The organism is Ensifer sp. MJa1, from assembly GCF_037026475.1.
In the GTDB taxonomy this organism is placed as follows: Bacteria; Pseudomonadota; Alphaproteobacteria; order Rhizobiales; family Rhizobiaceae; genus Ensifer.
The window spans coordinates 49364-73702 of sequence record NZ_JAKUMO010000004.1 but is presented as its reverse complement, the minus strand read 5'-3'; the positions used below and the strand labels follow the sequence as shown (position 1 = coordinate 73702).

The 24339-nt window shown below is 63.1% G+C and carries 22 protein-coding genes; 13 read left to right on the top strand and 9 right to left on the bottom strand.

Annotated features, from left to right (window positions below; genetic code table 11):
• Positions 1-244 precede the first annotated feature (244 nt).
• The 4 genes from MKZ91_RS07335 to MKZ91_RS07320 form a co-directional block, all read right to left on the bottom strand.
• The gene (locus MKZ91_RS07335) at positions 245-982 is read right to left on the bottom strand and encodes a 16S rRNA (uracil(1498)-N(3))-methyltransferase (RefSeq protein ID WP_336169555.1); all 738 of its coding nucleotides are present in this window, start codon (positions 980-982) and stop codon (positions 245-247) included.
• An 11-nt stretch (positions 983-993) separates the two neighbouring features.
• The gene (locus tag MKZ91_RS07330; protein WP_336169553.1) at positions 994-2499 is read right to left on the bottom strand and encodes an inorganic phosphate transporter; all 1506 of its coding nucleotides are present in this window, start codon (positions 2497-2499) and stop codon (positions 994-996) included.
• 138 nt (positions 2500-2637) lie between these two features.
• On the bottom strand, positions 2638-3135 hold the full coding sequence (locus MKZ91_RS07325) for an NUDIX hydrolase (RefSeq protein WP_336169552.1): 498 nt from the start codon (positions 3133-3135) through the stop codon (positions 2638-2640).
• Between the two features lie 206 nt (positions 3136-3341).
• Positions 3342-4130, bottom strand: coding sequence for a FadR/GntR family transcriptional regulator (locus MKZ91_RS07320; RefSeq protein ID WP_336169550.1), 789 nt, complete (start codon positions 4128-4130; stop codon positions 3342-3344).
• Between the two features lie 276 nt (positions 4131-4406).
• Here MKZ91_RS07320 and MKZ91_RS07315 point away from each other — a divergent pair, with 276 nt between their 5' ends.
• A complete protein-coding gene (locus MKZ91_RS07315; protein WP_336169548.1) occupies positions 4407-5681 on the top strand; it encodes a DUF3422 family protein in 1275 nt (424 codons plus the stop codon).
• 40 nt (positions 5682-5721) lie between these two features.
• Here the strand turns inward: MKZ91_RS07315 and MKZ91_RS07310 are convergent, their stop codons facing one another.
• Positions 5722-6618 (bottom strand): LysR family transcriptional regulator, encoded by an 897-nt coding sequence (locus tag MKZ91_RS07310; protein ID WP_336169546.1) that lies wholly within the window; start codon positions 6616-6618, stop codon positions 5722-5724.
• 106 nt (positions 6619-6724) lie between these two features.
• Here MKZ91_RS07310 and MKZ91_RS07305 point away from each other — a divergent pair, with 106 nt between their 5' ends.
• The 4 genes from MKZ91_RS07305 to glcF all read left to right on the top strand — a co-directional run bounded on the left by MKZ91_RS07305 (position 6725) and on the right by glcF (position 11200).
• Positions 6725-8164, top strand: coding sequence for an FAD-binding oxidoreductase (locus tag MKZ91_RS07305; RefSeq protein WP_336169544.1), 1440 nt, complete (start codon positions 6725-6727; stop codon positions 8162-8164).
• On the top strand, positions 8161-9372 hold the full coding sequence (glcE, locus tag MKZ91_RS07300) for a glycolate oxidase subunit GlcE (RefSeq protein WP_336169542.1): 1212 nt from the start codon (positions 8161-8163) through the stop codon (positions 9370-9372). Before MKZ91_RS07305 ends, glcE begins: the two co-directional genes overlap by 4 nt.
• A gap of 32 nt (positions 9373-9404) precedes the next feature.
• On the top strand, positions 9405-9785 hold the full coding sequence (locus tag MKZ91_RS07295) for a DUF4870 family protein (RefSeq protein ID WP_336169540.1): 381 nt from the start codon (positions 9405-9407) through the stop codon (positions 9783-9785).
• Between the two features lie 119 nt (positions 9786-9904).
• Positions 9905-11200 carry a glycolate oxidase subunit GlcF gene (gene glcF / locus MKZ91_RS07290; protein ID WP_336169538.1) on the top strand — a complete coding sequence of 432 codons (1296 nt, stop codon included), beginning with the start codon at positions 9905-9907 and terminating at the stop codon, positions 11198-11200.
• Between the two features lie 69 nt (positions 11201-11269).
• On the opposite strand, the gene MKZ91_RS07285 is transcribed toward glcF, so the two are convergent.
• The gene (locus MKZ91_RS07285) at positions 11270-11965 is read right to left on the bottom strand and encodes a L,D-transpeptidase (protein WP_336169536.1); all 696 of its coding nucleotides are present in this window, start codon (positions 11963-11965) and stop codon (positions 11270-11272) included.
• A gap of 181 nt (positions 11966-12146) precedes the next feature.
• A complete protein-coding gene (locus MKZ91_RS07280; RefSeq protein ID WP_336169534.1) occupies positions 12147-12920 on the bottom strand; it encodes a L,D-transpeptidase in 774 nt (257 codons plus the stop codon).
• A 253-nt stretch (positions 12921-13173) separates the two neighbouring features.
• On the opposite strand from MKZ91_RS07280, the gene MKZ91_RS07275 reads away from it, so the two are divergent.
• Positions 13174-13818 (top strand): DNA-3-methyladenine glycosylase I, encoded by a 645-nt coding sequence (locus tag MKZ91_RS07275; protein ID WP_336169532.1) that lies wholly within the window; start codon positions 13174-13176, stop codon positions 13816-13818.
• 52 nt (positions 13819-13870) lie between these two features.
• Here MKZ91_RS07275 and copM read toward each other — a convergent pair whose 3' ends face one another.
• The gene (copM, locus tag MKZ91_RS07270) at positions 13871-14257 is read right to left on the bottom strand and encodes a CopM family metallochaperone (protein ID WP_336169530.1); all 387 of its coding nucleotides are present in this window, start codon (positions 14255-14257) and stop codon (positions 13871-13873) included.
• Positions 14258-14356: 99 nt separating this feature from the next.
• Positions 14357-14785 carry a hypothetical protein gene (locus MKZ91_RS07265; protein WP_336169528.1) on the bottom strand — a complete coding sequence of 143 codons (429 nt, stop codon included), beginning with the start codon at positions 14783-14785 and terminating at the stop codon, positions 14357-14359.
• Positions 14786-15043: 258 nt separating this feature from the next.
• On the opposite strand from MKZ91_RS07265, the gene MKZ91_RS07260 reads away from it, so the two are divergent.
• The 7 genes from MKZ91_RS07260 (at position 15044) to MKZ91_RS07230 (ending at position 24322) form a co-directional block, all read left to right on the top strand.
• The gene (locus MKZ91_RS07260) at positions 15044-15676 is read left to right on the top strand and encodes a helix-turn-helix transcriptional regulator (protein ID WP_336169527.1); all 633 of its coding nucleotides are present in this window, start codon (positions 15044-15046) and stop codon (positions 15674-15676) included.
• Positions 15677-15765: 89 nt separating this feature from the next.
• On the top strand, positions 15766-17277 hold the full coding sequence (gene hisS, locus MKZ91_RS07255; protein WP_336169524.1) for a histidine--tRNA ligase: 1512 nt from the start codon (positions 15766-15768) through the stop codon (positions 17275-17277).
• 5 nt (positions 17278-17282) lie between these two features.
• Complete coding sequence (locus MKZ91_RS07250; protein ID WP_336169522.1) at positions 17283-18425, top strand: ATP phosphoribosyltransferase regulatory subunit; 1143 nt, start codon at positions 17283-17285, stop codon at positions 18423-18425.
• Positions 18422-19117, top strand: a complete 696-nt coding sequence (gene hisG / locus MKZ91_RS07245; protein WP_336169520.1) for an ATP phosphoribosyltransferase — start codon at positions 18422-18424, stop codon at positions 19115-19117. Before MKZ91_RS07250 ends, hisG begins: the two co-directional genes overlap by 4 nt.
• Positions 19118-19283: 166 nt before the next feature.
• Complete coding sequence (locus MKZ91_RS07240) at positions 19284-19991, top strand: glutathione binding-like protein (RefSeq protein WP_336169518.1); 708 nt, start codon at positions 19284-19286, stop codon at positions 19989-19991.
• 89 nt (positions 19992-20080) lie between these two features.
• Positions 20081-21304: an NAD(P)/FAD-dependent oxidoreductase gene (locus tag MKZ91_RS07235; protein WP_336169516.1), complete on the top strand. Its 1224-nt coding sequence runs from the start codon at positions 20081-20083 to the stop codon at positions 21302-21304.
• A 216-nt stretch (positions 21305-21520) separates the two neighbouring features.
• Entirely contained in the window at positions 21521-24322 is a 2802-nt protein-coding gene (locus MKZ91_RS07230) for a bifunctional diguanylate cyclase/phosphodiesterase (protein WP_336169514.1), read from the top strand.
• Positions 24323-24339 lie beyond the last annotated feature (17 nt).

Sequence of the window (24339 nt, the reverse complement as noted above, 5' to 3'; positions counted from 1 at the left end):
GGGCGTCTTCTTTTGTTTGGGCGGCTCCTGCAGGATAGCAGGAGTTGATGCAGGCTGCTTGAACCGTAATCAGGTGCGGTGCAAGTCAATTTCTTTCAAGGTCTCATCAAAAAAGTAGGACGATTGCTTGCGTTGGTGCAAGTTCCGTGGCGCGGCGACATCCTTTGCCCAACCACTCCTTGTGGCAGGCATTCCCTCTTCCATAAATGAGTTGTGTGTGGGCGGAATGTCCCTTGGCGACCGGCTATCGCCAGTCGCCAACGGTTGCCTGAATGACCGCCATCGCCGCCACCGCCGCCGTGTCGGCCCGCAGGATGCGGGGCCCGAGCGGAATGGCGCTGACGAAGTCGAGGCTGCGCAGAAGCGATCGCTCGGCTTCGGAAAACCCGCCCTCCGGCCCGATCAACAGGGCGAGCTTCTGCTCCTTGATGGCGGACAGAACGGGCAACGGGTTCTGGCTGTCGCTGCCTTCGTCGCAGAAGATGATGCGCCGCTCGGCCGGCCATGAGGCAAGCACGTCCTCGAGCCGCCGCGGTTCCTCGACACCCGGAATGCCGAGAACGCCGCACTGTTCGGCCGCCTCGATGACGTTGGCGCGCACCCGCTCGATGCTGCCGAGCTTGCCCTGCACATGCTGGGTCATGACGGGTTGCAGCACGCCTGCGCCCATCTCGACGGCCTTCTGGACCAGATAGTCGAGCCGGCCCACTTTCAGCGGCGCGAAGAGATAGACCAGATCGCAAGGGGCGGGCTGCGGTCGCGTCTGCTCGACCGCGGTCAGCACCAGCTTCTTCTTGGCTGCGAAGGAAAGCTCCGCCCGCCATTCGCCGTCGCGCCCGTTGAAGACGAGGATCGAGGAGCCTTCGTCGTAGCGCAGCACGTTGACCAGGTAATTGAACTGCTCCTTCGTCGCCTCCTGGGCGGAACCGGCGTTAAGAGCGTGCGCGACGAACAGTCGCTGCATGCGAAAATTGGCGCGCATCGGAAATGCCTTCACATGAATAGCTTGGAGAGAATGACGTAGAGGACGGCTGAAAGCGCCGCCGAAGCAGGAACGGTGATGACCCAAGCACCGACGATCGTCAGGAAATGCGAGCGGCGCACAAGCCGTCGACGCCGGACCTCGGCAAAGTTCGTTTCCGTCGATTCCATGAAATCAGCATGGCCCGTCTTCTGGCGGACATATTGCAGGCGCCGCTTGGAATTGCGGATGTACCATTCGCGGAAGAAGCCGACACCGAAGACTGCGCCGACGGCCGTGTGCGTCGAACTGATCGGCAGGCCGAGCGCCGATGCCAAGAGCACGGTGACTGCGGTCGCGAGTGCGACACAGAAAGCGCGCATCGGATTGAGCTTGGTGATCTCCTGGCCGACGACTCGGATGAGCTTCGGACCATAGAGCAGCAGACCGATTGAGATGCCGAGCGCGCCGATCGCGAGTTCCCAGAGGGGTGCCGGCGACTTCTGCGTCGTGATGACCCCATCCAATGCCGAAACGATGGCCGAAAGCGGCCCGATCGCGTTCGAGACGTCGTTGGCGCCGTGGGCGAAGGAGAGCAGGGCAGCAGCCACGATCAACGGCAGCTGGAACAGCTTGCGAAGAGACTGGTTGCGGTTGTCGAGACCTTCCGATTGCCGGTAGATCCACGGTTTGGCCTGCAGATAGACCGCGACGCCGGCCACCAAGCCGGCAGCCAAGCCTGTCGGCAGGTTGATGGCGGCCACTTGAACCAAGGCGATAACGGCGAGATAGGCGGTGAAGCAGCCTGCGGTGATCCCGAGGATAACCGGCATCCAGCGTCTCGCAGCAGCGATCTTGTCCCCGCGATAGATGATGAATTCCTTGAGGAAGGCAAGGAAGGCGGCAGCGATCGCGCCGCCAAGCAGCGGCGAGACAGTCCAGCTCAAGGTGATGCCGGCGAGCGACCACCATTGCACGCTGGAAAAGCCGGCCGCGGCGATGCCAGCACCGACGATGCCGCCGATGATCGAATGGGTGGTCGAAACCGGAGCTCCGGAATAAGTAGCGATGTTGATCCAGGCGGCCGATGAGGCGAGCGCCGCCATCATGATGCAGACGATCGCCTGCGCGCCGAGAACGTCTTCGCCATAGACGATACCCGCCTCGATCGTCAGCGAGACCTCGCGACCGGCAAGCATCGCGCCCGCGATCTCGAACACGGCGGCGATCGCAAGTGCGGTCGCCATCGACATCGCCTTGGCGCCAACAGCCGCGCCGACGTTGTTTGTCACGTCGTTGGCGCCGATGTTCATGGCCATGTAGCCAGCGATGGCGGCAGCCGCGATGATGATCGGCGCACTGGCGGAACTGGTCACGAAGCTTGCGGCAAAGGCCATGCTCAGAAGCAGGAACAGACCGGCGAGTGCCGGCGCCGCAAGGCTGCGGCGAACATGCTGTGACGCTTCCTCGGCAAGGCTGAGCTTGTCGAGGTCTTTGTCGAGCGTCTGCTTTGCAAGGCGTGTTCGCGGCCTAGCCACTGACTGGTACTCCATTGTCACCACGGCCAGTAAGGCCACAGCAACACGCATTCAAGTGGATTTGATGGACATCCGTGCTTGACGCGCCAGGGACCCGCGTTCAGGGCATCGCATGCATGGGAAAGATCGTCTGGAATTCTAGCCGTTGGCAGTCTTGGGCATTGGCGCATCCATGCGCTCGCCGAAGGCCAGGATGAGGTCCTTCAGGGACGGCTCGGCCACGCGCGAAGCCGCCTCCTTGTAGTCGACCCATTCGAGTTGCCGCCGACCTTCCTCGGGGAAGTGCTTGCACAGGTCGTCGACTTCCAGAGCGTGGACTTGCACCTTGACCGAGATCTTGAGCCCGTGATCCATGCGCTTTTGGTAGAGATAGGAGCCGACCGTTGCCTTCTGCACTCGGCCTTTGACGCCGGCCTCTTCATAAGCCTCGCGTTCGGCCACTTCATGAGCGCGCTTGCCCTGCATCGGCCAGCCTTTCGGGATGACCCAGCGACCGGTGTCGCGGCTGGTGATCAGGAGAATTTCGAGAGCCTTGGACTTCTTGCGGATGCGATAGCACAGAGCGGCATATTGCATGCGCGCCGGGCGACGCAGCATCAGTTGGACATCGGATGCGAGCCTGTTCAGGAAGTTCAAGGTCGTCTGCGCTCCTCTCGGCGAATCAGTGGTCCCATTTGTTGTTGAAGGCAGTATGGCAGCGTCCTGTTGCGTGTAAATGTCGCGGCCATCCGCCAGCCGGATATGCAGCCAGCTTTCGCGCAGACTGTGGTCCAGATGCGACAGGATATGGTGTTTTCGCGTCGCTATTGCAAAGGCGCGGCAACCGGGCGTTGGTCCGAGGCCTAAGTGGCCCGGTCGCGCTGCTGTAGTCGCAGCCGTGCGACCCGGTTCCATTCGCCGGTGCGTTCAGCTTCGCGGGTCGCCGCGGCAATGAAGTCGATGTGGCTCTGGGCGGCCGCCTTCGCCGCCGGCGGGTCTTTCGCGATGATGGCGCCGTAAATCGCCTCGTGCTGGGCAAGCAGCCGGTCGCGGGCGCCGGGCGCGTCGAAGACCGAATTCCGATGGAAGAAGATGCCCTGCTGCAGCAGCCGGTAGCAGGCGCGCAGCGTGTGCATCAGGATGATGTTGTGGGCGCTTTCGCCGATCGCCTGGTGCAGTTCGATATCGGCTTCGAGTTCGGCGTCGAAGTCGCCGGCGACATGGGCCGCACGCATGCGTTCGATGATCCTCGTCAGGATATCCCGGTCGAAGTCCGTGGCCCGGCTCGCCGCCAGTTCCGCTGTCAGGCCTTCGAGTTCGCGCCGATACTCAAGATAATCCTGCGTCGCCTTGTGATGGCGGGCGATGAGATCGATCAACGGCTTGGAAAAGATCTGCCCGACGACATCGGCAACGAAGGTACCGCCGCCATGGCGGCTTTCGACCAGGCCGCGCAGCTCGAGCTCCTTCAGCGCTTCGCGCAGGATCGGACGTGACACGTCGAAGCGCTTGGAAAGGTCCCTTTCGCCCGGTAGCCGCTCGCCGTCACGCAACACGCCTTCGAGGATCAGGAGCTCGATCTGCTGCACGACTTCGTCCGCCGTACGGCTGTGGCTGATGCGGGCGAAGAGGTCGATCTCGTCGTCGGTCACTGGGGGTCTCCGGGATCACGATGCTGTCGGGGCGGTTAGACCCAGGGCCATGAGGTGATCGATTTTCGTAGATGAGGGCGCGTCGGGACGGAAACCGCGCACGCATCTCCTCGTGCAATTCCAGTCGCAATCTAGGCAGCCACGGCCAAGTGGTCAATTTGCTTGTCCACTTTCGCAGGCTGACAAAAATCAAACTGCGGCAATGCGTCCTTTTTCTTTTGCTCGCGTGATTGATAAGAAAGTCGTGATGAACGCGTGAGGGGGACAGAACGCTTCATGGCAAAAGGCAGTTTTGCATTTCCGGTGGCGCCGATGCGGGCGCTCGCCTTGGGCGAGGTTCATTCGCGCCCCTACGCGCTGGTGACAACGCCGCGGGTGATCTTTCAGCTCGCCTTCCTGACGGATGGTGGCTCGATCGTCGATCACGCCGTGCTTTCGGAGCTGTCACGCGCCCGCGGCATCACGCCGCCGGGTCGCGACGCCAACCACCATGCCATGAGCTGGGGGCAGGGCACGCTGCGTTGGGAGCGCCATACCGAATTCTCGACCTATTTCTGGGACGCGCCGCCGCCGGAGCAGTTTGGCGGCGAGGTGCCGATCCATCCTTTCGGCGACGGCTTTTCGCCGCCGGGATCGTTGATTTCCGGTATCCGCCTGGAGATCCGGCCCGACACGCCGGAAACGCGCGAAGCGATCAAACTCTTCGATCCGACCAGTCTCTGTTACAGCGAAACCAAGAATGGCCAGGCGGTGATCGTCACCGACTTTCGCCAGAATGGCGATGGCTTGACGCAGATCCTGGTGATCGACCGCGGCATGACCGAGGCTGGTACCGGCGCGCTCGTACAGCGCCTGCTCGATATCGAGACCTATCGAACGCTGGCGATGTTGGGGCTGCCGCTTGCCCAGTCGCTGTCGCCGGAAATCCGCCGCACCGAGGACGGGCTGACCGGTGTCACGCAGCGCATGAAGGAAAACGTGCGCGAGGAAGCCGACGACATGCTGGCCGAGATCACCCGGCTTGCCGCCGATCTCGAAGCGGGGGCCGCGCTCAGCCTTTATCGTTTCGGCGCCAGCCGCGCCTATTACGGTATCGTCCAGGAGCGTATCCGCACGCTCGCCGAAACGCCGGTGCCCGGCTACGAGACCATCGGCACCTTTCTCGAGCGGCGACTGGCTCCGGCCATGCGCACCTGCCAGTCGGTCGAGGAGCGCCAGGCGAACCTGTCGCGCAAGCTCGCCCGCGCAACGGCACTCCTCAGAAGCTGGGTCGATGTCGAGCTCGAGCGGCAGAACAGTGCGCTCCTGAACTCGATGGACCGGCGCGCCAAGTTGCAGTTGCGGCTGCAGCAGACGGTCGAAGGCCTCTCGGTCGCCGCCATTTCCTACTACGTCGTCGGGCTCTTCGGTTATCTCGCCAAGGCGGTCAGCCATGAACTGCCGATCGATCCAGGGCTCTTGACCGGCCTTGCGGTTCCCTTTGCCGTTGCCGGCGTGTGGCTGATCGTGCGCCGCATCCGCCGTCATCACGAGGATGGCGAGCACAAGTAATCGGAGCGGCTCCTCGCATGTTCGACGGGATCCGGATCTCCTATTGCTCCCAATAGGGGATTGGGCCGTAGAGTTCTGCCAGATAGTCGATGAAGAGCCGCACCTTGGCCGGCAGGAACTGGCGGCTCGGATAGACGGCCGAAAGCGTCAGCTGCTTGGAGCCTTCCCATTGCGGCAGCACCTGCACCAATTGGCCGCTGCGCAGTTCCGGGCCGATGTCCCAGGTGGAGCGTAGCGCAATGCCGGCGCCGGCGATGACGGCGGCGCGCACGATCTCGGAGGAGTTGGTAACGAGTGGTCCTTCCGGGTGCCAGACCAGCGCGCCCTCCGGCCCCTCGAGCTTCCAGTTGTCGTTGTTGTGGGCGGGCAGGCAGAGATGGTCGGCGAGATCGCCGATCTCCTTCGGCGCGCCGTTTCGGGCGATGTATTCCGGCGAGGCGCAAAGCAGGCGGCGGACGGGCGCAAGCTTGCGTGCTACCAGCGACGAGTCCACCAGTTCGCCGATGCGGACGGCCATGTCGAAGCCCTCGGCGACGATGTCTGTGAAATCGTCGGTGAGCACGATATGCAGCTTGAGGTCCGGATGGTCCTTCATGAACTTCGTCAGGTGCGGCGCGATGTGCATCCGGCCGAAGGAGGTGGGTGCCGAGATCCGGAGCACACCAAGCGCGTGCGACGAGCGGCCGGAGGCGTAGGCCTCTGCCTCTTCGATGCCGGTAAGGATGCCAAGCACCCGATCGTAAAAGCCCTGGCCGGCTTCGGTCAGCGAGATCTGCCGCGTTGTGCGCTGCAAAAGCCGTGTGCCAAGACGGTCTTCCAGCCGCTTGATCCGCTTCGAGATCACGGCGGGCGAGAAGCCGAGCACGCGGCCGGCAGCCGACATGCTGCCTGTGGAAACGACCCGTGCAAAAATCTCAAGATCGCCTAAATTCGTCATCAATCGTTGCCATTGTTTCCAAAACGGAAAAGCTCAATAGCATTTGCGAGGCCTTCGTCCTAGTGGTAAAGAAAATGAACCAATTGACCTGCGACGGGAGGGCCTGATGGCGGAGACGATCGGGTTTCTACAGCCGAAACAGTCGGTTATCGCTCGGCGCCGCGAGATCGTTGCTGATCTCGCCGATCTCTTGCCCGCGGGCTGTCTGATCAGCGACGAGCGCGGGCTGAAGCCGTTCGAGACCGACGCCTTCATCGCCTATCGTCGCATGCCGCTCGCCGTCGCCCTGCCGGAGACGACCGAACAGGTGTCGGCCCTGCTCAAATATTGCAGCCGCTACGGCGTTCCGGTGGTGCCGCGCGGCGCCGGCACATCGCTTTCGGGCGGCGCCATCCCGCAGGAGGATGCGGTCGTCATCGGCCTGTCGAAGATGTCGCGCATTCTCGACATCGACCTCTTCAACCGCACGGCAATCGTTCAGGCCGGTGTCACCAATCTCAATATTTCCGAGGCGGTTTCGGCCGACGGGTTCTTCTACGCGCCCGACCCGAGCTCGCAGCTTGCCTGCACGATCGGCGGCAATATCGGCATGAATTCCGGCGGCGCCCACTGCCTGAAATACGGGGTCACCACCAACAACCTGCTTGGCGTGAAAATGGTGCTCTACGACGGCACGGTCATCGAACTCGGCGGCAAGGCGCTGGATGCAGCCGGTTACGACCTGCTCGGCCTCGTCTGCGGTTCGGAAGGCCAGCTCGGCATCGTCACCGAGGCGACGGTGCGGTTGATTGCCAAGCCCGAGGGCGCTCGCCCTGTGCTCTTCGGCTTTGCCTCGTCTGAAGCGGCCGGCGCCTGTGTCGCCGATGTCATCGGCTCCGGCATCATCCCCGTGGCGATCGAGTTCATGGACAAGCCGGCGATCGAGATCTGCGAGGCCTTCGCCCATGCCGGTTATCCGCTCGACGTCGAGGCGCTGCTGATCGTCGAGGTCGAGGGCTCCGAGCCGGAAATGGATGCGATGCTTGCCAGCATCGTCGCGGTCGCACGCCGTCATGGGGTGGCGACGATCAAGGAATGCCAGACCGCGATGGAAGCGGCAGCGATCTGGAAGGGCCGCAAGTCCGCCTTCGGCGCCACCGGTCGGATCGCCGACTACATCTGCATGGACGGCACCGTGCCGCTCAGCCAGCTCTCGCACGTGCTTGCCCGCACTGGCGAAATCGTCGCGAGCTACGGCCTGCGCGTTGCCAACGTCTTCCATGCCGGCGACGGCAACATGCATCCGCTGATCCTCTACAACATCAACGATGAAGAGGATGCGGCGCGCGCCGAAGCCGCCGGCAACGACATCCTCAAGCTCTGCGTCGATGCCGGCGGTTGCCTGACGGGCGAACACGGCGTCGGCATCGAGAAGCGGGACCTGATGCTGCACCAGTACAACCGGGCGGATCTCGACCAGCAGATGGCGGCGCGCGCCGCCTTCGACCCGCAATGGATCCTCAACCCATCGAAAGTCTTCCCGCTCGAAGGGCGGCCGGCCGCATGATCGTGCATTTCGAACCGGCAAGCGAGGAGGGGATTGCGACCGTCGTTCGGGCGATGGCCGCCGACAAGGCGTCGCTGGCGGTGATCGGCGGCAACACCCGTTCGGGCCTCGGCAATCCGGTGCGGGCTGACCGGGTGCTGTCGACCCGCCGCCTTTCCGGCATCGTCAGCTACAATCCGGCCGAAATGACGGTCACGGCACTGGCGGGCACGCCGATGCGCGAGATCGAGAATGCGCTTGCCGAAAACCGGCAGATGCTTTCCTTCGAACCGATGGATCATCGAGCGCTGTTCGCCTCGTCGGGGGAGCCGACGATTGGCGGGGTTTTTGCCGCCAACGTCTCCGGCCCGCGGCGATACGTCGCCGGCGCCGCCCGTGACAGTCTTCTCGGCATCCGCTTCGTCAACGGGCATGGCGAGGCGATCAAGGCCGGCGGCCGGGTGATGAAGAATGTCACCGGCCTCGATCTGGTAAAGCTGCTCGCCGGGTCTTATGGCACGCTCGGCATTCTGACCGAAGTCACCTTCCGCGTCCTGCCATTGCCGCCAGCTGCGCAAACCGTTGTCGTCTCCGGCCTCAATGATGCCGAGGCGGCAGCGGTCATGGCCGAGGCGATGGCGCAAACAACCGAAGTCTCCGGCGCCGCGCATTTGCCGGAGAGCGTGCGCGGGCGATTTCTCGATGGCGGGCTCCCGGAAGGTGCCGCGACCGTGCTGCGGCTTGAGGGGCTGGAGGCCTCCGTTGACCTTCGCGCCGACAAGCTCGAAAAAGCGCTTGTGCGTTTCGGTGCGGTGGCGCGTCTTGATGCGATCAAGACATCAAAACTCTGGACGGAAATCCGCAACGTCATACCCTATGCCGACGGCACGAAGCGGCCACTTTGGCGCGTCTCCGTCGCACCGTCGCTCGGCCATCAGCTGGTGGCGGCGCTGCGGCTGCAAACCGGTGTCGACGCCTTCTATGACTGGCAGGGCGGTCTCGTCTGGCTGCGCATGGAAGCCGATCCGGACGCTGAGCTGCTTCGCAGGTATGTCAAGGTTCTCGGCGGCGGTCACGCCGCGCTGGTTCGGGCCGAAGAAGCCTATCGCGCAGCCATTCCGGCGTTTGAACCACAACCTCAGCCTGTGGCACTATTGAGCGAGCGCGTGCGCGCCAAGTTCGATCCGCACCGGATTTTCAATCCCGGCCGCATGGCCGCGGTCTCCTGAGGCGCGACGCTGCTGGAACAAGGGAGGTACTGATGAGCGACAATGGTCCGCAGACGCCGTTTTCCCGGGAGACCGATCGTTGGCTGGAACCGGGCAAGATCAATGTCCAGGTGATTTATGTTCTCTATCTCGTGGGCTTCGCGGTGGGGATCACTGCGCTCATCGGCGTCGTGATCGCCTATCTCAACCGTGGTAAGGGCCCGCCCTGGGTCCAGACCCACTATATCTGGGCGATCAGGACCTTCTGGATCGCACTGTTGTTCGGCGTGATCTCCATGCTTTTGACGGTGCTGTTGATCGGCATCCTTGGCTTCATTGCCACCGCCGTCTGGATCGTCGTGCGCTGCGTTGTCGGCCTGCAACGAGCCGCCCGACAGGAGCCGATCACCAACCCGGAAAGCTGGATGGTATAGGACGCAGAGCGTAGCCGCAGGCCGGTATCGGTCGACGGATGCTAAAATCAGAAAGTTACGGCAACCGCTGCGCGCTCCCTGGCGCTTGGTTGCTTCGATCCGGAGACTGGAGTTCGCGTTTGCAGACCAATTTTACCCCCGCACAGCTTGCCGACCCGCAGGTGGCTGAATCCGAAGCCATCCTGCGCAAATGCGTGCATTGCGGCTTTTGCACCGCGACCTGTCCGACCTATGTCACGCTCGGCGACGAACTCGACAGCCCGCGCGGGCGCATCTATCTCATCAAGGACATGTTGGAGAACGGCCGCGCGGCGGACAAGGAAACCGTCACCCACATCGACCGCTGTCTGTCCTGTCTCGCCTGCACCACCACCTGTCCCTCCGGCGTCGACTACATGCATCTCGTTGACCACGCACGCACCCATATCGAGAACACCTACCGGCGCCCGTTCAAAGACCGGTTGGTGCGTGCCGTGCTTGCGGCGGTGCTGCCTTACCCGTCCCGCTTTCGCCTGTCGCTGAAGGCGGCCGGCCTTGCCCGCCCGTTTGCGGGGCTGATGAAGAGCATGCCCTTGTTGAAGACCTTCGGCGTGATGCTCGATCTGGCGCCGAAAACTGTCCCTCAGCCCTCGGCCTCCGCCATGCCCGGTGTCCATGCGGCCAAGGACAAGCGCGTCGGCCGCGTGGCGCTGCTCTCCGGCTGCGCCCAGCCGGTGCTGAGGCCGGAAATCAACGAAGCGACGATAAGGCTCCTGACGCGTCTGGGAGTGGAGGTGGTGGTCTCAGCCGGCGAAGGCTGTTGCGGGGCGCTGGTGCACCACATGGGGCGCGAAAACCAGGCGCTCGAGGCGGCACGCCGCAACGTCGATGCCTGGCTCAAGGTCGCAGGCGAGGGCGGGCTCGACGCCATCGTCATCACCGCATCGGGTTGCGGCACGACGATCAAGGACTACGGCCACATGCTGCGGCTCGATCCCGCCTATGCGGAAAAGGCGGCGCGCGTGTCGGCGCTGGCGAAAGACATTACGGAGTATCTCGCCACCCTCGACCTGCCTGAACGGGAATCGCGCGGCATGACGCTTGCCTACCATTCCGCCTGTTCGATGCAGCACGGCCAGAAGATCACGACGGTGCCGAAGCAGCTCCTCAAGCGCGCCGGCTTCGTCGTTCGCGATCCGGCCGAGGGGCACCTGTGTTGCGGGTCGGCCGGCACCTACAACATCCTCCAGCCGGAGATCTCGGCGAAGCTGAAGGCGCGCAAGGTCAAGAACATCGAAGCAACGAGGCCGGATGCGATCGCCACCGGCAACATCGGCTGCATCACGCAGATCGCCAGCGGCACGAAGGTGCCGATCCTGCATACGGTCGAACTCCTCGACTGGGCCTATGGCGGTGCGAAGCCCCAGGGTCTGTGAGGCGCAAAGAAAAGGCCGGCTCCGCTTATGCGTGAAGCCGGCCTGTGTCAGTGTGCGATCCTGGAGCGATCAGCCGCCGAAAATCTGGCGGAAGATGTCGACGCCGCGATCGTCGAAATAGGTGTCGCCTGGCTTGCTGCCGGGGCCGATGACGATGACCTTGGTGCCGATATCGGCGCGGTCATAGAGGTGTTCCACGTCCTCGTTCATCATGCGGATGCAGCCGGAAGACATGTTCTGGCCGATCGTCCACGGCTGGTTGGTGCCGTGAATGCGGAAGATCGTGTCGCGGCCGCCCTTGTAGAGATACATCGCGCGGGCGCCGAGCGGGTTGTCGATGCCACCTTCCTGGGTGATCGGCAGGATCCGGCCCTTGGCCGCCTCACGGACGCGCATCTCCTGCGGCGGCGTCCAGGTCGGCCATTCGGCCTTGCGGCCGACCTTCACGACACCCGACCAGCCGAACCCGTCGCGGCCGACGCCGATGCCGTAGCGCGTCGCGCGGTTCGGCCCATCGATGTAGTAGAGAAACTTGTTGTTGGTATCGACGATGATCGTGCCAGGGGCTTCATCGGTGCGGAAACGGACCTTGGTGCGCCAGTATTGTTTTGCCGGCCTTTTCGGCGTGGCCACGAGTACAACGTCGGATGACTTGACCTTGGGACCTGTGGCCGGCGTCGGCGTGAAAGCCGAGGCGCTGGCGGCGGCAAGAATTGTGCTGGTCGCGATGGCGATCGCGACCGCTTTGCTGGCATAACGCTTCATATACGATTCCCTCTGAACCCTCGTTGCAGGCAGGCTATGCAAAATGTGGCGAAGTTCAAGCCTGTGACAAAGCCGGCGGACCGCCGAACTTGTATCTGTTGACGCTGCTGTTGCCTGAAAATCACGCATAGGCAATAGCAACACGTGCGAGGGGGGAGAAATATTCTATGCTATGCTCCAGCTATATGACGATAACCTTCGTGCCGATGTTCACGCGCTCATAAAGGTCGACGACATCCTCGTTACGCATGCGGATGCAGCCGGACGAGACGGCATAGCCGATCGTCCAGGGCGCGTTGGTGCCGTGGATACGGTAGAGCGTCGAGCCAAGATACATGGCACGGGCACCAAGCGGGTTCTCCGGACCGCCGTCCATGCGCGCCGGCAGGTAGTGGCCCTTGGCGGCTTCGCGGCTGATCATCTCCTGCGGCGGCGTCCAGCTCGGCCACTCGGCCTTGCGGGTGATCTTGTGGGCGCCCGCCCATTCAAAGCCGGGCTTGCCGACCCCGACGCCGTAGCGGCGCGCCTCACCATTGCCGGTCACCAGGTAGAGGAAGCGGTTGTTGGTATCGATGATGATCGTGCCCGGTCTTTCCTTGCTTTCATAGGCAACCGTCTGCGGCAGGAACTGTGGGTCGAACTTCGACTTCACCGGGCGCTGGGCGCGCATCGCGTTGGCCGGCTGGATCAGCGGATTGACCACGCGGCGCTTGACCTGTGGCCGGGCAACCTGTCCCTGCTGGTAGTACTGTTTTCGGGTGGCACCCGGAATCTGCTGCCGGTAGATCACCGGCCGCGTTCGCGTCTGCTGTCCGCCAAGCTGCATCACCCAGGGGGCGGTGAGGTCGGGGCTGACGACGACGGGGGGGCGGTTCTGATACCGGTCCTGCGCCCCGGCCGGGGCGGCGACGAGGCTCAGGAGAGAGGCGGCTACAAGAAGGGATTTTTTCAACATCGGACGGACTCGCTACCTTTCGCCGAAATTTATCAATCAGGCGCAGGCGCCCGAAGAACCGGACGTTCGTTCGGGAAGCACGCGCCCTGGCAATGGCGCGATCGTGTCACCGGGGGGCCACGGAATGGTAAACAGCGCTTCATTAAAAGGCGAAGGCGCCGATAAAGCTTTGGGTAGGGTTATCCGCCGCTTTAGGAATCTGGTTTGCAAATGGTAAAGCCAAGGAAATGAACGGGATGGAGCAAGAAAAGCGATGACGGAAAAGGGCATAGTTGCGGGCGACGACGGGCTTCTGCGCTGCGCCTGGCAGGGCAATCTCGACGACTATCGTCGCTATCATGACGAGGAATGGGGGCGGCCTGTCACCGACGATCGCCGGCTGTTCGAAAAGATCTGTCTCGAAGGATTCCAGTCCGGCCTGTCCTGGCTCACGATCCTGCGCAAGCGAGAGGCCTTTCGCGCCGCCTTCGCCGGCTTCGATTTCGATCAGGTCGCCGAGTTCGGCGAAGCCGATGTCGACCGCTGCCTCGCCGACACCGGCATCGTGCGCCATCGCGGCAAGATCGTCTCGACGATCAACAATGCACGACGCGCCAAGGAACTGAGGCAGGAGTTCGGTTCACTCGCAAGCTACTTCTGGTCATACGAACCTGGAGCCGCGGAGCGCCCGACCCGCGTGACCTACGAGGCAATCGTCGCCAATCCGACGACACCCACCTCGACCCGCATTTCCAAGGACCTGAAGAAGCGGGGATGGACCTTCGTAGGTCCGACGACGATCTACGCCTTCATGCAGGCCATGGGCCTGGTCAACGATCACATCGAGGGCTGCCATTGCCGCGTCCTCGTCGAGGAGATGCGCGGCAGGCTCACACGGCCAGTCGTCAAGGTGGCCTGACCGGAGCGGGCTTGCCCCATTCCGCCGGGGACAGATCAGGGGGCGTTGCCGGTCAGCCGCCGTTCCTGGCGAGCCATTCCCTCATCATCTTGATCTCGGCCTCCTGCGCCCTGATGATGTCGTCCGCAAGCTTGCGGATGGTTTCATCCTTGCCATGCTCGAGTTCGATCTTCGCCATGTCGATGGCGCCCTGGTGATGGGCGATCATGCCGCGGACGAAGTCGACGTCAGCATTGCCGGTGAAACGAATGTCCATGCCTTCGTGCATGCGCGCATTGGCCTTGGCAAAGGCCTTGCTGGAGGGCGAGTTGTCGCCTGCGGGGTTTGCCGCTCCCGGCGAGCCATGGTGCATGCTGCCATGCCCCGTGCCTTCGGCGAGGGCGGGAAGGGCAAGACAGGCGGCGAGTGTGAAAGCCGCCGCCAGCGTCGTCAATGACATGGTGTTTCCTTTCTGTCGCGGCCTTCGACCGCGAGCTATGGTCGCGCCCGTGCGGGGCACGTTCAACTTGTCGCCGTTTTCGGAAGTTTCAAGCGACCGTCAGGCGCACAGGATGACGCGTTCGCGCGGGAAGGCGAAAATGCCTTGCAGCGCGCCACTTCCGTCCGGCGCATCGAGCAGCGACCGGCCGACGCAAAACAGCTGCGATATTTCGCCGGCGGGCCGCGAAATCTTCGTCTTGAAGCAGAAGGACGAAGGGGAAGCCGTCGCCTGCTCAAGGATGTTCAGCACGGTCGTGCGATCGCTTTGATCATAGGCGCGCATCAGATCGACAATGCCGCAGCGATGGGTCGGCGCGCCGAGCAGCATTGCCGTCTGGTTGCCGAGATGAAAGACGCCGCTGGCGAGATCGCAACGCCAAGCCTCGACGAGATAGTCTTCGGTGTTGAGGTCGCGCATCCAGGTTTCATAGGCGCCAAGCTGCCCGGGCCGAACGGCGCCGCAACCAGGAGTCATGAATTTCAACATGATGCCTCTTCCTTATCGTTGCGCCTGTCCAGGCCAATCCCACCAAAACGGCCATTCCGGCTGAATGGTTCGACGCGACATCTTTACCTTCGGAGTGTTTCGCCCGATGCTGTCATTGCATCCGGGGCTGCCCGGCGAGAATAACTTCCACCGGCCGCGAGAATAACCGATCAGTGGCGCAACCGGAACGTTGCCAATTGATCATTAGATCAACTTTTAGTGAAGTTTGCACAATTATGCGTCTTACGGTTGAATTTGATGCCCTCTAACCTCGCGCCGACCACGGAGTTGATCCGGCAGCTGAAAGCCTATCGGCTCAAGGTCGGACTGACGCAAAGCGATCTCGCATGGAAGCTCGGTTTTTCCCTGCCGACGGTTTCGAGATGGGAGCGCGGCATCTGCACTCCGGATCTCAGGGCAATCGGCGCGATCGTCGATTTCCTGCGTCGCGCCGACGCGCACAGCGAGAAGGCGTTGATCCGCTCCATTTTGACGGCAAAGGACAGCCGCAATCTCTGGGAAGGGGAGGATGTGCGCTATCTCGCCGGCTCCGAAAGGGAGTTCGTTGAAAGCCCCGAGATGCGCAGCCGGGTCGGAACCAGTATCCGCGCCTATTTGATCGGCCTTTATGGCGACTTCATCGAGGATCGATCCGTCATCGCCAGCCTCAAGAAGCAGGAACTCGCCAGCATCGAGTTCTATGGCGGCGCGGCGCTGTCCTTCACCAGCATCCCCACAGGCTTCGTTCAACTGAAGCGCTTCACCTTTCAGACGGAGATCCTCGGGCACATCAGAAGCGATACCCATTCCATACTGATCCCGGAGGATGAGGCCGTCGTGCGCCAGGGAGCGGTCGTGCACAGCTGGGACGATCTGCTGCGGCCTACCTGACACGCGCTTTGCTCCGCGCAAACCCTTGCCGCACCTTAACTGATCCGATAGGGAAAGCAGCCAACACGCTGACAGTCCGGAATGCTCCCATGACCGAGAAACAGAAGAAACCGCAGAAGCTGAAGGCGCGCCTGCCGCGCGGCTTCGTCGATCGCTCTGCCGATGACATTCGCGCCACCGACGAGATGATCGGCAAGATCCGCGAAGTCTATGAGCGTTATGGTTTCGATCCGGTCGAAACGCCGTTGTTTGAATACACCGATGCGCTCGGCAAGTTCCTGCCCGACAGCGACCGGCCGAATGAGGGCGTCTTCTCGCTGACGGACGACGACGACCAGTGGATGTCGCTACGCTACGACCTGACGGCGCCGCTCGCCCGCCACGTCGCCGAGAACTTCAACGAGATCCAGCTGCCGTTCCGCACCTATCGCGCCGGTTACGTCTTCCGCAACGAGAAGCCAGGCCCCGGCCGCTTCCGCCAGTTCATGCAGTTCGACGCCGATACCGTCGGTGCCGCCGGTGTCCAGGCGGATGCCGAAATGTGCATGATGATGGCCGACACCATGGAAGCGCTCGGCATCAAGCGCGGCGACTATGTGATCCGCGTCAACAACCGCAAGGTGCTCGATGGCGTCATGGAAGCGATCGGCCTTGGCGGCGACGACAAGGCAAACGCACGCCTGACGGTGCTGCGTGCCATCGACAAGCTCGACAAGTTCGGACCCGAAGGCGTTAGGCTCTTGCTCGGCGAAGGCCGCAAGGATGAAAGCGGCGACTTCACCAAGGGCGCTGGCCTCAATGCCGAGCAGATCGACAAGGTCCTCTTCTTCGTCGGCATCCAGAACTACGCCGAAAGTGCCGACGAACTGGCAGCGCTCGTTTCCGGCACCGCCAAGGGCGGCGAGGGCGTCCAGGAACTCAACACCATCCGCAGCCTGGTGGTCAGCGCTGGCTATGAGGCCGACCGCATCAAGATCGACCCCTCGGTCGTGCGCGGTCTCGAATATTACACCGGCCCGGTCTTCGAGGCCGAGCTGCAGTTTGCCGTCACCAACGAGAAGGGCGAAAAGGTCGTCTTCGGCTCGGTTGGCGGCGGTGGCCGTTATGACGGCCTCGTCTCGCGCTTCATGGGCCAGCCGGTGCCGGCAACGGGCTTCTCGATCGGCGTTTCCCGCCTGATGACGGCGCTGAAGAACCTCGGCAAGCTTGGCGCGTCCGAGGTTCTGGCCCCGGTCGTCGTTTGCGTCATGGACCGCGACATCGAAAGCATGGGCCACTACCAGCGTTTCGTGCAGCAGCTGCGCCATGCCGGCATCCGCGCGGAGATGTACCAGGGCAACAAAAAGAACTTCGGCGACCAGCTGAAATATGCCGACCGTCGCGGCTCGCCGCTGGCCATCATCCAGGGCGGTGACGAGCGCGCCGCCGGCCTCGTCCAGATCAAGGATCTGATCGAGGGCAAGCGCCTGTCGGGCGAGATCGAGGACAATGTGGCCTGGCGCGAAGCGCGCGTGGCCCAGGTTTCTGTACCGACGGCCGAGATGGTCGAAAAGGTGCGTGAGATGCTCGCGGCGCAGGCCGAGGATCGGGCAAGGGGCTGACGATCATGGCCCTCATCAACCTGCCTGAATTTGCCGACGCGCTGTTGGCCGACTTCGAAAGCCTCGGTACGCTGCGCGTCGACACGCCGGTGATCCAGCCGGCCGAGCCGTTCCTCGCCATGGCTGGAGAGGATCTGCGCCGCCGCATCTTCATGACCGAGAGTGAGACCGGCGAGAGCCTCTGCCTGCGGCCGGAATTCACCATTCCCGTCTGCCTGCGCCACATCGAGGCGGTGACCGGCACGCCGAAGCGCTATGCCTATTTGGGCGAGGTCTTCCGCCAGCGCCGCGAGGGTGGCAACGAGTTCTATCAGGCCGGTATCGAGGATCTTGGCGATACCGACACGGCAACCGCCGATGCGCGCATCGTCGGCGATGCCATGCGCGTTGTTGCCAATCGCCTGCCCGGGCGCGCGCTCAGCGTGACGCTCGGCGATCAGGCCGTATTCGAAGCCGTCGTCGGCGCCTGTGGCCTGCCGGCGGGCTGGCAGAAGCGGCTGATCCATGCCTTCGGCGACCAGAAACATCTTCAGAAGCTTTTGACCGAGCTTGCGCACCCGCGCACGGTCGGTGTCTTCGGCCCCGAAGTGGTGCGCCTGTCGATGGATGGCCTGCTCGAGGACGAAGAGCGTCTGGTCGCCCATGTCGCCGAAACGATGGAGGCGACCGGTTATTCCACCAATGCCAGCCGCTCGCCGCAGGACATCGCCCGGCGGCTCAAGGAAAAGATGGAGCTCGCCAACACGCGGCTCGATCGCAAGACGCTCGACCGTGTCGGCGAGTTCCTGGCGCTCGACGTGCCGCTCGCCGAGGCCCCGGCAGCACTTTTCGCCTTCGCGCAAAAATCCGGCCTCAAGCTCGACGAGGCGCTGGCGCGCTTCGATGCCCGTGTCGCGGCCCTTTCGAAGGCTGGCGCCGACATTGGCGCAATCCGCTATCGCGCCGCCTTCGGCCGTCCGCTCGACTATTACACCGGCCTCGTCTTCGAGGTCGAGGTTGCCGGCTCGCATGCGGTTCTGGCGGGCGGTGGTCGCTTTGACCGGTTGCTGACGCTGCTTGGCGCCCGCGAGCACATTCCGGCCGTCGGCTTCTCGCTCTGGCTCGACCGTATCGAAAAGGCGATTGCCTCTGAGGGAGGCGTCCAATGACCATCACCATCGCGCTGCCGTCCAAGGGGCGGATGAAGGATGACGCTTCGGCGATTTTTGAACGCGCCGGCATGAAGATCGTTGCCGTCGGCAATGATCGCTCCTATCGCGGTCGGGTCGAAGGCAACGACGATGTCGAAATCGCCTTCCTATCGGCCTCGGAAATTTCGCGCGAGCTCGGCCACGGCTCGATCGATTTCGGTGTCACCGGCGAGGATCTGGTGCGCGAGGGGCTGGCCAATGCCGATGCCCGCGTCGAGTTCTGCGCCCGCCTCGGCTTCGGCCATGCCGATGTTGTCGTCGCGGTGCCGGAGATCTGGTACGACGTCGACACCATGGCCGATCTCGGCGACGTGGCCGCGGATTTCCGCGCCCGCCACGGTCGTCGCCTGGCGATTGCCACCAAGTACTGGCGGCTGACACAGAACCATTTCTCGGGCAGCCACGGCATCCAACTCTACCGCATCGTCGAAAGCCTGGGCGCCACCGAAGGCGCGCCGGCGTCAGGCTCTGCCGATATCATTGTCGACATCACCTCGACCGGCTCGACGCTGAAGGCGAACCACCTGAAGATCCTGACCGATGGCGTGATCCTGCGTTCCGAAGCCTGCCTGGTGCGGGCACGCAAGCCGGCCCATGACGGCGATCCGGTTGTGGCCCGGATTGTCACTGCGGTTCGCAGCGCGCTTTGACGCCCGCTCGGGGCGGGCAGGGCATTGCGTGCGGTACAGATCCAATGGTACCGAGGGCGGTCAAAAAAACTAGGGGAGGGCCCTCACAAGGCGCGCCCTCCGTTCCTATGTAAGGCTGGCAGACGCTGTTTTGCCGTTACCGCCATTCCCCTGCCAGGAGATCTTCATGGCTGATCTTTCCGCCTTTCCGATTACCAAGCGCTGGCCCGCGAAAAACCCCGACATCCTCCAGCTCTATTCGCTGCCGACGCCGAACGGCGTGAAGGTCTCGATTGCACTCGAAGAACTGGGCCTCCCCTACGAGCCTCACCGGATCGCATTCGATGCGAACGAGCAGAAGTCGCCGGAATTCGTTTCACTCAATCCCAACGGCCGCATCCCGGCGATCATCGATCCCAACGGCCCGGACGGCATGCCGATCGGCCTGTTCGAATCCGGCGCCATCCTGATCTATCTGGCGGAAAAGACCGGCAAGCTGCTGCCGGCCGATGCGGCGCGCCGCTATGAGACCATCTCCTGGGTCATGTTCCAGATGGGCGGCGTCGGCCCGATGTTTGGTCAGTTCGGTCACTTCTTCAAGTTTGCGGCCGACAAGGTCGCCAACAACTCCTATCCCGTCGAGCGCTATCGGGATGAAGCAAAGCGCCTGCTCGGTGTGCTCGAAGCGCGCCTTGAGGGGCGGCAATGGCTGATGGGCGGCGACTACACCATCGCCGACATCGCCACTTACCCTTGGGTTGAAGGTGCCCGCCGGTTCTATGGCGGCGCCGAGGTGCTCGATTACAAGAGTTTCCCCAACGTGATGGCCTGGGTCGAGCGCGGCCTGGCGCGCCCTGCGGCTCTAAGGGGCATGGAAGTGCCGCGCAAGGAATAGCAATCCGTCCACACCTGTGCCTGAGTTGACGAAGCTCCGCCGCAAGGCTAGGCCTTGCTGTACAATCGGATAAGAAACGGGTGGATAGCGTGTCGGGAAGGCTTGTTGTTGTTGGTGGCGGTCAGGCCGCCTTTGCTCTGGTTGCGAAGCTGCGTGCGCTGAAGGACGAGCGGCCAATCACGATCGTCGCTTCCGAATCAAGCCTGCCCTATCAGCGCCCGCCACTGTCCAAGAAGTACCTGCTGCGCGAGATGAGCCTCGATCGGCTGCTCTACCGACCGGAAGCCTGGTACGGCGAGCACAATGTCGATGTGCGCCTGGAGACCACGGTCACCCGCCTCGATCGCGCCGGCAACCGCGTGACGCTGAGCGACGGGACGTCGCTCGAATATGAAGTGCTTGCCTTTGCCACCGGTGCTGCGCCGCGCCGGCTGCCGGCGGCGGTCGGTGGCGATCTCGAGGGCGTGTTCGTCGTGCGCGACTTCAGGGATGCCGATCTCCTTGCCGACGAGATGAAGCCTGGCCGCCGCGCGCTGGTCGTCGGCGGCGGCTATATCGGCCTTGAGGCAGCCGCCGTTGCCCGCACCTGCGGGCTCGAAGTCACGGTCATCGAAATGGCAGACCGTATCCTGCAACGCGTCGCTTCCGTGGCGACCTCGGGCCTTGTGCGCGACATCCACCTCGCGCGTGGCGTCGACATCCGCGAAGGAACCGGCCTCAATCGGTTGGTCGGCGAAAACGGCCGTGTCGTCGCAGCCGAACTTTCGGACGGCTCAACCTTGCCGGTCGATGTCGTTATCGTCGGCATCGGTGTCACCGCCAACGATCGCCTGGCGCATGACGCCGGCCTCGAAACCGCAAACGGCATCGTCGTCGATGCTTTCGGGCGAACGGCGGACCCGGCGATTTTCGCCATGGGCGACTGTGCCGTTCTCCCGTGGGAAGACATGCGCATCCGGCTGGAATCGGTGCAGAATGCGGTCGACCAGGCCGAGGCGGTTGCAGCAATCCTTGCCGGCAGCGAACACCCTTACGATCCGAAGCCCTGGTTCTGGTCGGACCAGTACGACGTCAAGCTGCAGATCGCCGGCTTCGGCCTCGGTCACGACGAAACGATCATCAGGCCCGGTCAGCGCGAAGGCAGCGTCTCCGTCTGGTACTTCCGACAGGGGCGGCTGGTTGCGGTCGATGCGATCAATGACGCCAAGGCCTACGTGACCGGCAAGAAGCTGCTCGAAACCGGCGTCAATCCCGATCGTGCCGTGATCGCCGATCCGCAGTCGGATCTTAAGGCGCTGCTGACACAGGCTTAGTCCAAAGACCACGCTCGGCAGTGCTTCGCGCCCCCTGCAACCTGCAGGCGGCGCGCCTTCAAAATTCATTAACGACGAAACTATTGTCTTGCCGGGCAAAGTCGGGGCAGCGCCTCGATTTATCATTTCCTTAAATCACCTGACGCCAAGAGATGCTGCTTAACTGGAGGCGAGCAGTCTCGTTTTCCCGACAGGTTTTGATTTAGGCGATTGGCGATGTTCAAGGTTCTTACATGCCTCGTGGTGGAGCATAATCCCAAGCTGGTCGTTCTGGCCGCGCTCATCTGCTTCCTTTCAAGCTATGGCGCCGTGACGCTTCTGCAACGGGCCCGCGGTTCGTCGGGCAAGGCAAAGGCGATCTGGGCGACGGCGGCCGGCATCGCCAGCGGCTTCGGTATCTGGGCCACCCACTTCATCGCCATGCTCGCCTACGACCCGGGCGTCGTGCTCGGCTACCAGATGGATCTGACCGGCCTGTCGCTGGCCGTCGCGATCGTCCTGACCACGACGGCCTTGTTGATCGCAACCCACGTGCAGGATCGCCCGGGCTGGATTGCCGGCGGCGTCGTCCTCGGTGGAGGCGTCGCCTGCATGCACTTTCTCGGCATGGCGGCACTCGATGTTCCCGGCAGCATTCGTTGGGACGCGGCCCTGGTCGTGACCTCGATCGTCGCCGGCTCCCTCTTCGACGTCGCCGCGCTTCGCACGATCGCCCGCGTCGGCAAGCCATTGAAGGCGAAGATCCTCGCGACGCTGCTGATGACGCTCGGCATCGTCGCGCTGCATTTTACCGCCATGGGCGCCGTGACGATCGAGGCTGACCTGCTGGCGCCGGCCCGCGAAGGCCTGATCCAGCCGCACCTGCTCGCCTTCGTCATCGCCGGCACCGCTTTCTTCCTGCTGTCGATGGTGCTGATCGCCGCCGGCTTTGCCCACCATGCCGAGCTTTCCGCCGCTGCGGCCGAGCGGGAATTCGCCCGCTTCGTACGCAGCGTCAAGGACTACGCCATCTACATGCTCGACGTAGACGGCCGTGTCGCCAGCTGGAACGACGGAGCCGAAGCGAACAAGGGATATTCCGCCGAGGAGATCGTCGGCAAGAATTTCGCCTGCTTCTATTCCAAAGAGGATCAGCAGGCCGGCGTGCCGCAAAAGGCGCTCGAAGTGGCGCTCGGCAATGGCAAGTTCGAGAACGAAGGCTGGCGCTACCGCAAGGACGGTTCCCGTTTCTGGGCGCATGTGGTGATCGATCCGTTCCTCGACGAGGAGGGCAAGCACGCCGGGTTCATCAAGATCGTCAAGGACATCACCAAGGCGAAGCTCGATGCCGATCGCATCGCCGAGGTCAGCAACAATCTCGACGTCGCGCTTGAGAACATGTCGCAGGGCATCTGCCTGTTCGACAGCAGCGACCGCCTGCTCTTGTCGAACCGGCGCTGCCGCGAGATCTTCGGCTTCTCCGAGACGCTCGCCGGCAAGGGGCTCACCTTCCGCCAGATCCTCGACACCGTCTTTGCCCGCATGTACTCCGATCCCGAAATTGCACGCGCCAAGGCCGACGAACTCTATCAGAAGCATCGCATCGAAATGGTCGGCAAGGGCGGCGGCGATATCGTCGAGAAGCTCGCCAATGGCCGCTCGATCCTCACCAAGCACCGCACGCTGCCGGATGGCGGCTGGGTCAGCACCTATGAGGACATCACCGAGCGGCTCGACACCGAGGAGCAGATCACCTTCCTTGCGCGTCACGACAGCCTCACCGGACTGCCGAACCGGCTGCAGTTCAGCAGCTATCTCGAGGAAGAGCTCGATGCGGCCGCCTGGTTCAACCGCAAGGTCGCCGTCGTTGGCATCGACCTCAACAAGTTCAAGGAAGTCAACGATCTGCACGGCCATGCCGCTGGCGATTTCGTGCTGGTGACGATTGCCCAGCGCGTGAAGGGCCTGCTCCAGGACGGCGAATTCGTGGCCCGCTTCGGCGGCGACGAGTTCGCAGCGGTCAAGCGCTTCGAGGAGCTTTCCGAACTCAACGATTTCCTGCGCCGCATTGAAAAGAGCCTGCACGAGGAAATGCGCTTCGGCGATTTCGAGCTGAAGTCCGGCGGCAGCATGGGTGTCGCGATCTATCCGCAGGATGCGGAGACCGCCGATACCCTGATCAACAATGCCGACCTTGCGATGTACCGGGCAAAGGCCGCGCTCAACCAGACGGTCTGCTTCTACGAGGTGTCGATGGACGAGGCGGCGCGCCAGCGTCGCGCGCTTGCCAACGACCTCTGGGACGCGGTCGAGAAGCAGCAGCTTGCCCTTCATTACCAGGTGCAGAAATCGGTGATGTCCGGGGAAGTCATCGGCTACGAGGTGCTTCTGCGCTGGAGCCATCCTGAGCGCGGCATGGTTCCGCCCAGCGAATTCATCCCGCTTGCCGAGGAGTGCGGCGCCATCCTGCCGATCGGCGAATGGGTGCTGCGCGAGGCCTGCCGCGAGGCGGCGAGCTGGGAGAGCAAGCACAAGATCGCCGTCAACCTGTCACCGGTTCAGCTGGCCAACGGCGATATCGTCAGCCTGGTTGGGGACGTGCTCACCCAGACCGGCCTCGACCCGAACCGGTTGGAACTGGAAATCACGGAATCGACGATCATCGATGACAAGGAGCGTGCGCTGTTGACCCTGCGCCAGATCAAGGAACTCGGCGTCACCATCGCGATCGACGATTTCGGCACTGGATACTCCTCGCTCGAAACGCTGCGCTCCTTCCCCTTCGACAAGATCAAGCTCGACAAGAGCTTCATGTGGGAAGTGGAAGGCAGCCCGCAGGCCAAGGCGATCGTCCGCGCGATCCTCGCGCTCGGGCAGAGCCTGTCCGTGCCGGTTCTGGCCGAAGGCGTCGAGACGCAGAAGCAGCTCGATATCCTGCAGGCGGAAGGCTGCGACGAGGCCCAGGGCTACTTGCTCGGTCGCCCGGCGCCGATCACGTTGCTGTTTGCTGGTGATGAGGATGAAGCCGCGGCCGCCTGATGGCGACCGCGTGCCGG

What these genes read in the sequence shown, in the direction of transcription:
- MKZ91_RS07335 (WP_336169555.1), bottom strand. Translation starts at nt 982, where the DNA reads ATGCGCGCCAATTTTCGCATGCAGCGACTGTTCGTCGCGCACGCTCTT.
- MKZ91_RS07315 (WP_336169548.1), top strand. Translation starts at nt 4,407, where the DNA reads ATGGCAAAAGGCAGTTTTGCATTTCCGGTGGCGCCGATGCGGGCGCTC.
- MKZ91_RS07310 (WP_336169546.1), bottom strand. Translation starts at nt 6,618, where the DNA reads ATGACGAATTTAGGCGATCTTGAGATTTTTGCACGGGTCGTTTCCACA.
- MKZ91_RS07305 (WP_336169544.1), top strand. Translation starts at nt 6,725, where the DNA reads ATGGCGGAGACGATCGGGTTTCTACAGCCGAAACAGTCGGTTATCGCT.
- glcE (WP_336169542.1), top strand. Translation starts at nt 8,161, where the DNA reads ATGATCGTGCATTTCGAACCGGCAAGCGAGGAGGGGATTGCGACCGTC.
- MKZ91_RS07295 (WP_336169540.1), top strand. Translation starts at nt 9,405, where the DNA reads ATGAGCGACAATGGTCCGCAGACGCCGTTTTCCCGGGAGACCGATCGT.
- MKZ91_RS07285 (WP_336169536.1), bottom strand. Translation starts at nt 11,965, where the DNA reads ATGAAGCGTTATGCCAGCAAAGCGGTCGCGATCGCCATCGCGACCAGC.
- MKZ91_RS07280 (WP_336169534.1), bottom strand. Translation starts at nt 12,920, where the DNA reads ATGTTGAAAAAATCCCTTCTTGTAGCCGCCTCTCTCCTGAGCCTCGTC.
- MKZ91_RS07275 (WP_336169532.1), top strand. Translation starts at nt 13,174, where the DNA reads ATGACGGAAAAGGGCATAGTTGCGGGCGACGACGGGCTTCTGCGCTGC.
- copM (WP_336169530.1), bottom strand. Translation starts at nt 14,257, where the DNA reads ATGTCATTGACGACGCTGGCGGCGGCTTTCACACTCGCCGCCTGTCTT.
- MKZ91_RS07265 (WP_336169528.1), bottom strand. Translation starts at nt 14,785, where the DNA reads ATGTTGAAATTCATGACTCCTGGTTGCGGCGCCGTTCGGCCCGGGCAG.
- MKZ91_RS07260 (WP_336169527.1), top strand. Translation starts at nt 15,044, where the DNA reads ATGCCCTCTAACCTCGCGCCGACCACGGAGTTGATCCGGCAGCTGAAA.
- hisS (WP_336169524.1), top strand. Translation starts at nt 15,766, where the DNA reads ATGACCGAGAAACAGAAGAAACCGCAGAAGCTGAAGGCGCGCCTGCCG.
- MKZ91_RS07250 (WP_336169522.1), top strand. Translation starts at nt 17,283, where the DNA reads ATGGCCCTCATCAACCTGCCTGAATTTGCCGACGCGCTGTTGGCCGAC.
- hisG (WP_336169520.1), top strand. Translation starts at nt 18,422, where the DNA reads ATGACCATCACCATCGCGCTGCCGTCCAAGGGGCGGATGAAGGATGAC.
- MKZ91_RS07240 (WP_336169518.1), top strand. Translation starts at nt 19,284, where the DNA reads ATGGCTGATCTTTCCGCCTTTCCGATTACCAAGCGCTGGCCCGCGAAA.
- MKZ91_RS07230 (WP_336169514.1), top strand. Translation starts at nt 21,521, where the DNA reads ATGTTCAAGGTTCTTACATGCCTCGTGGTGGAGCATAATCCCAAGCTG.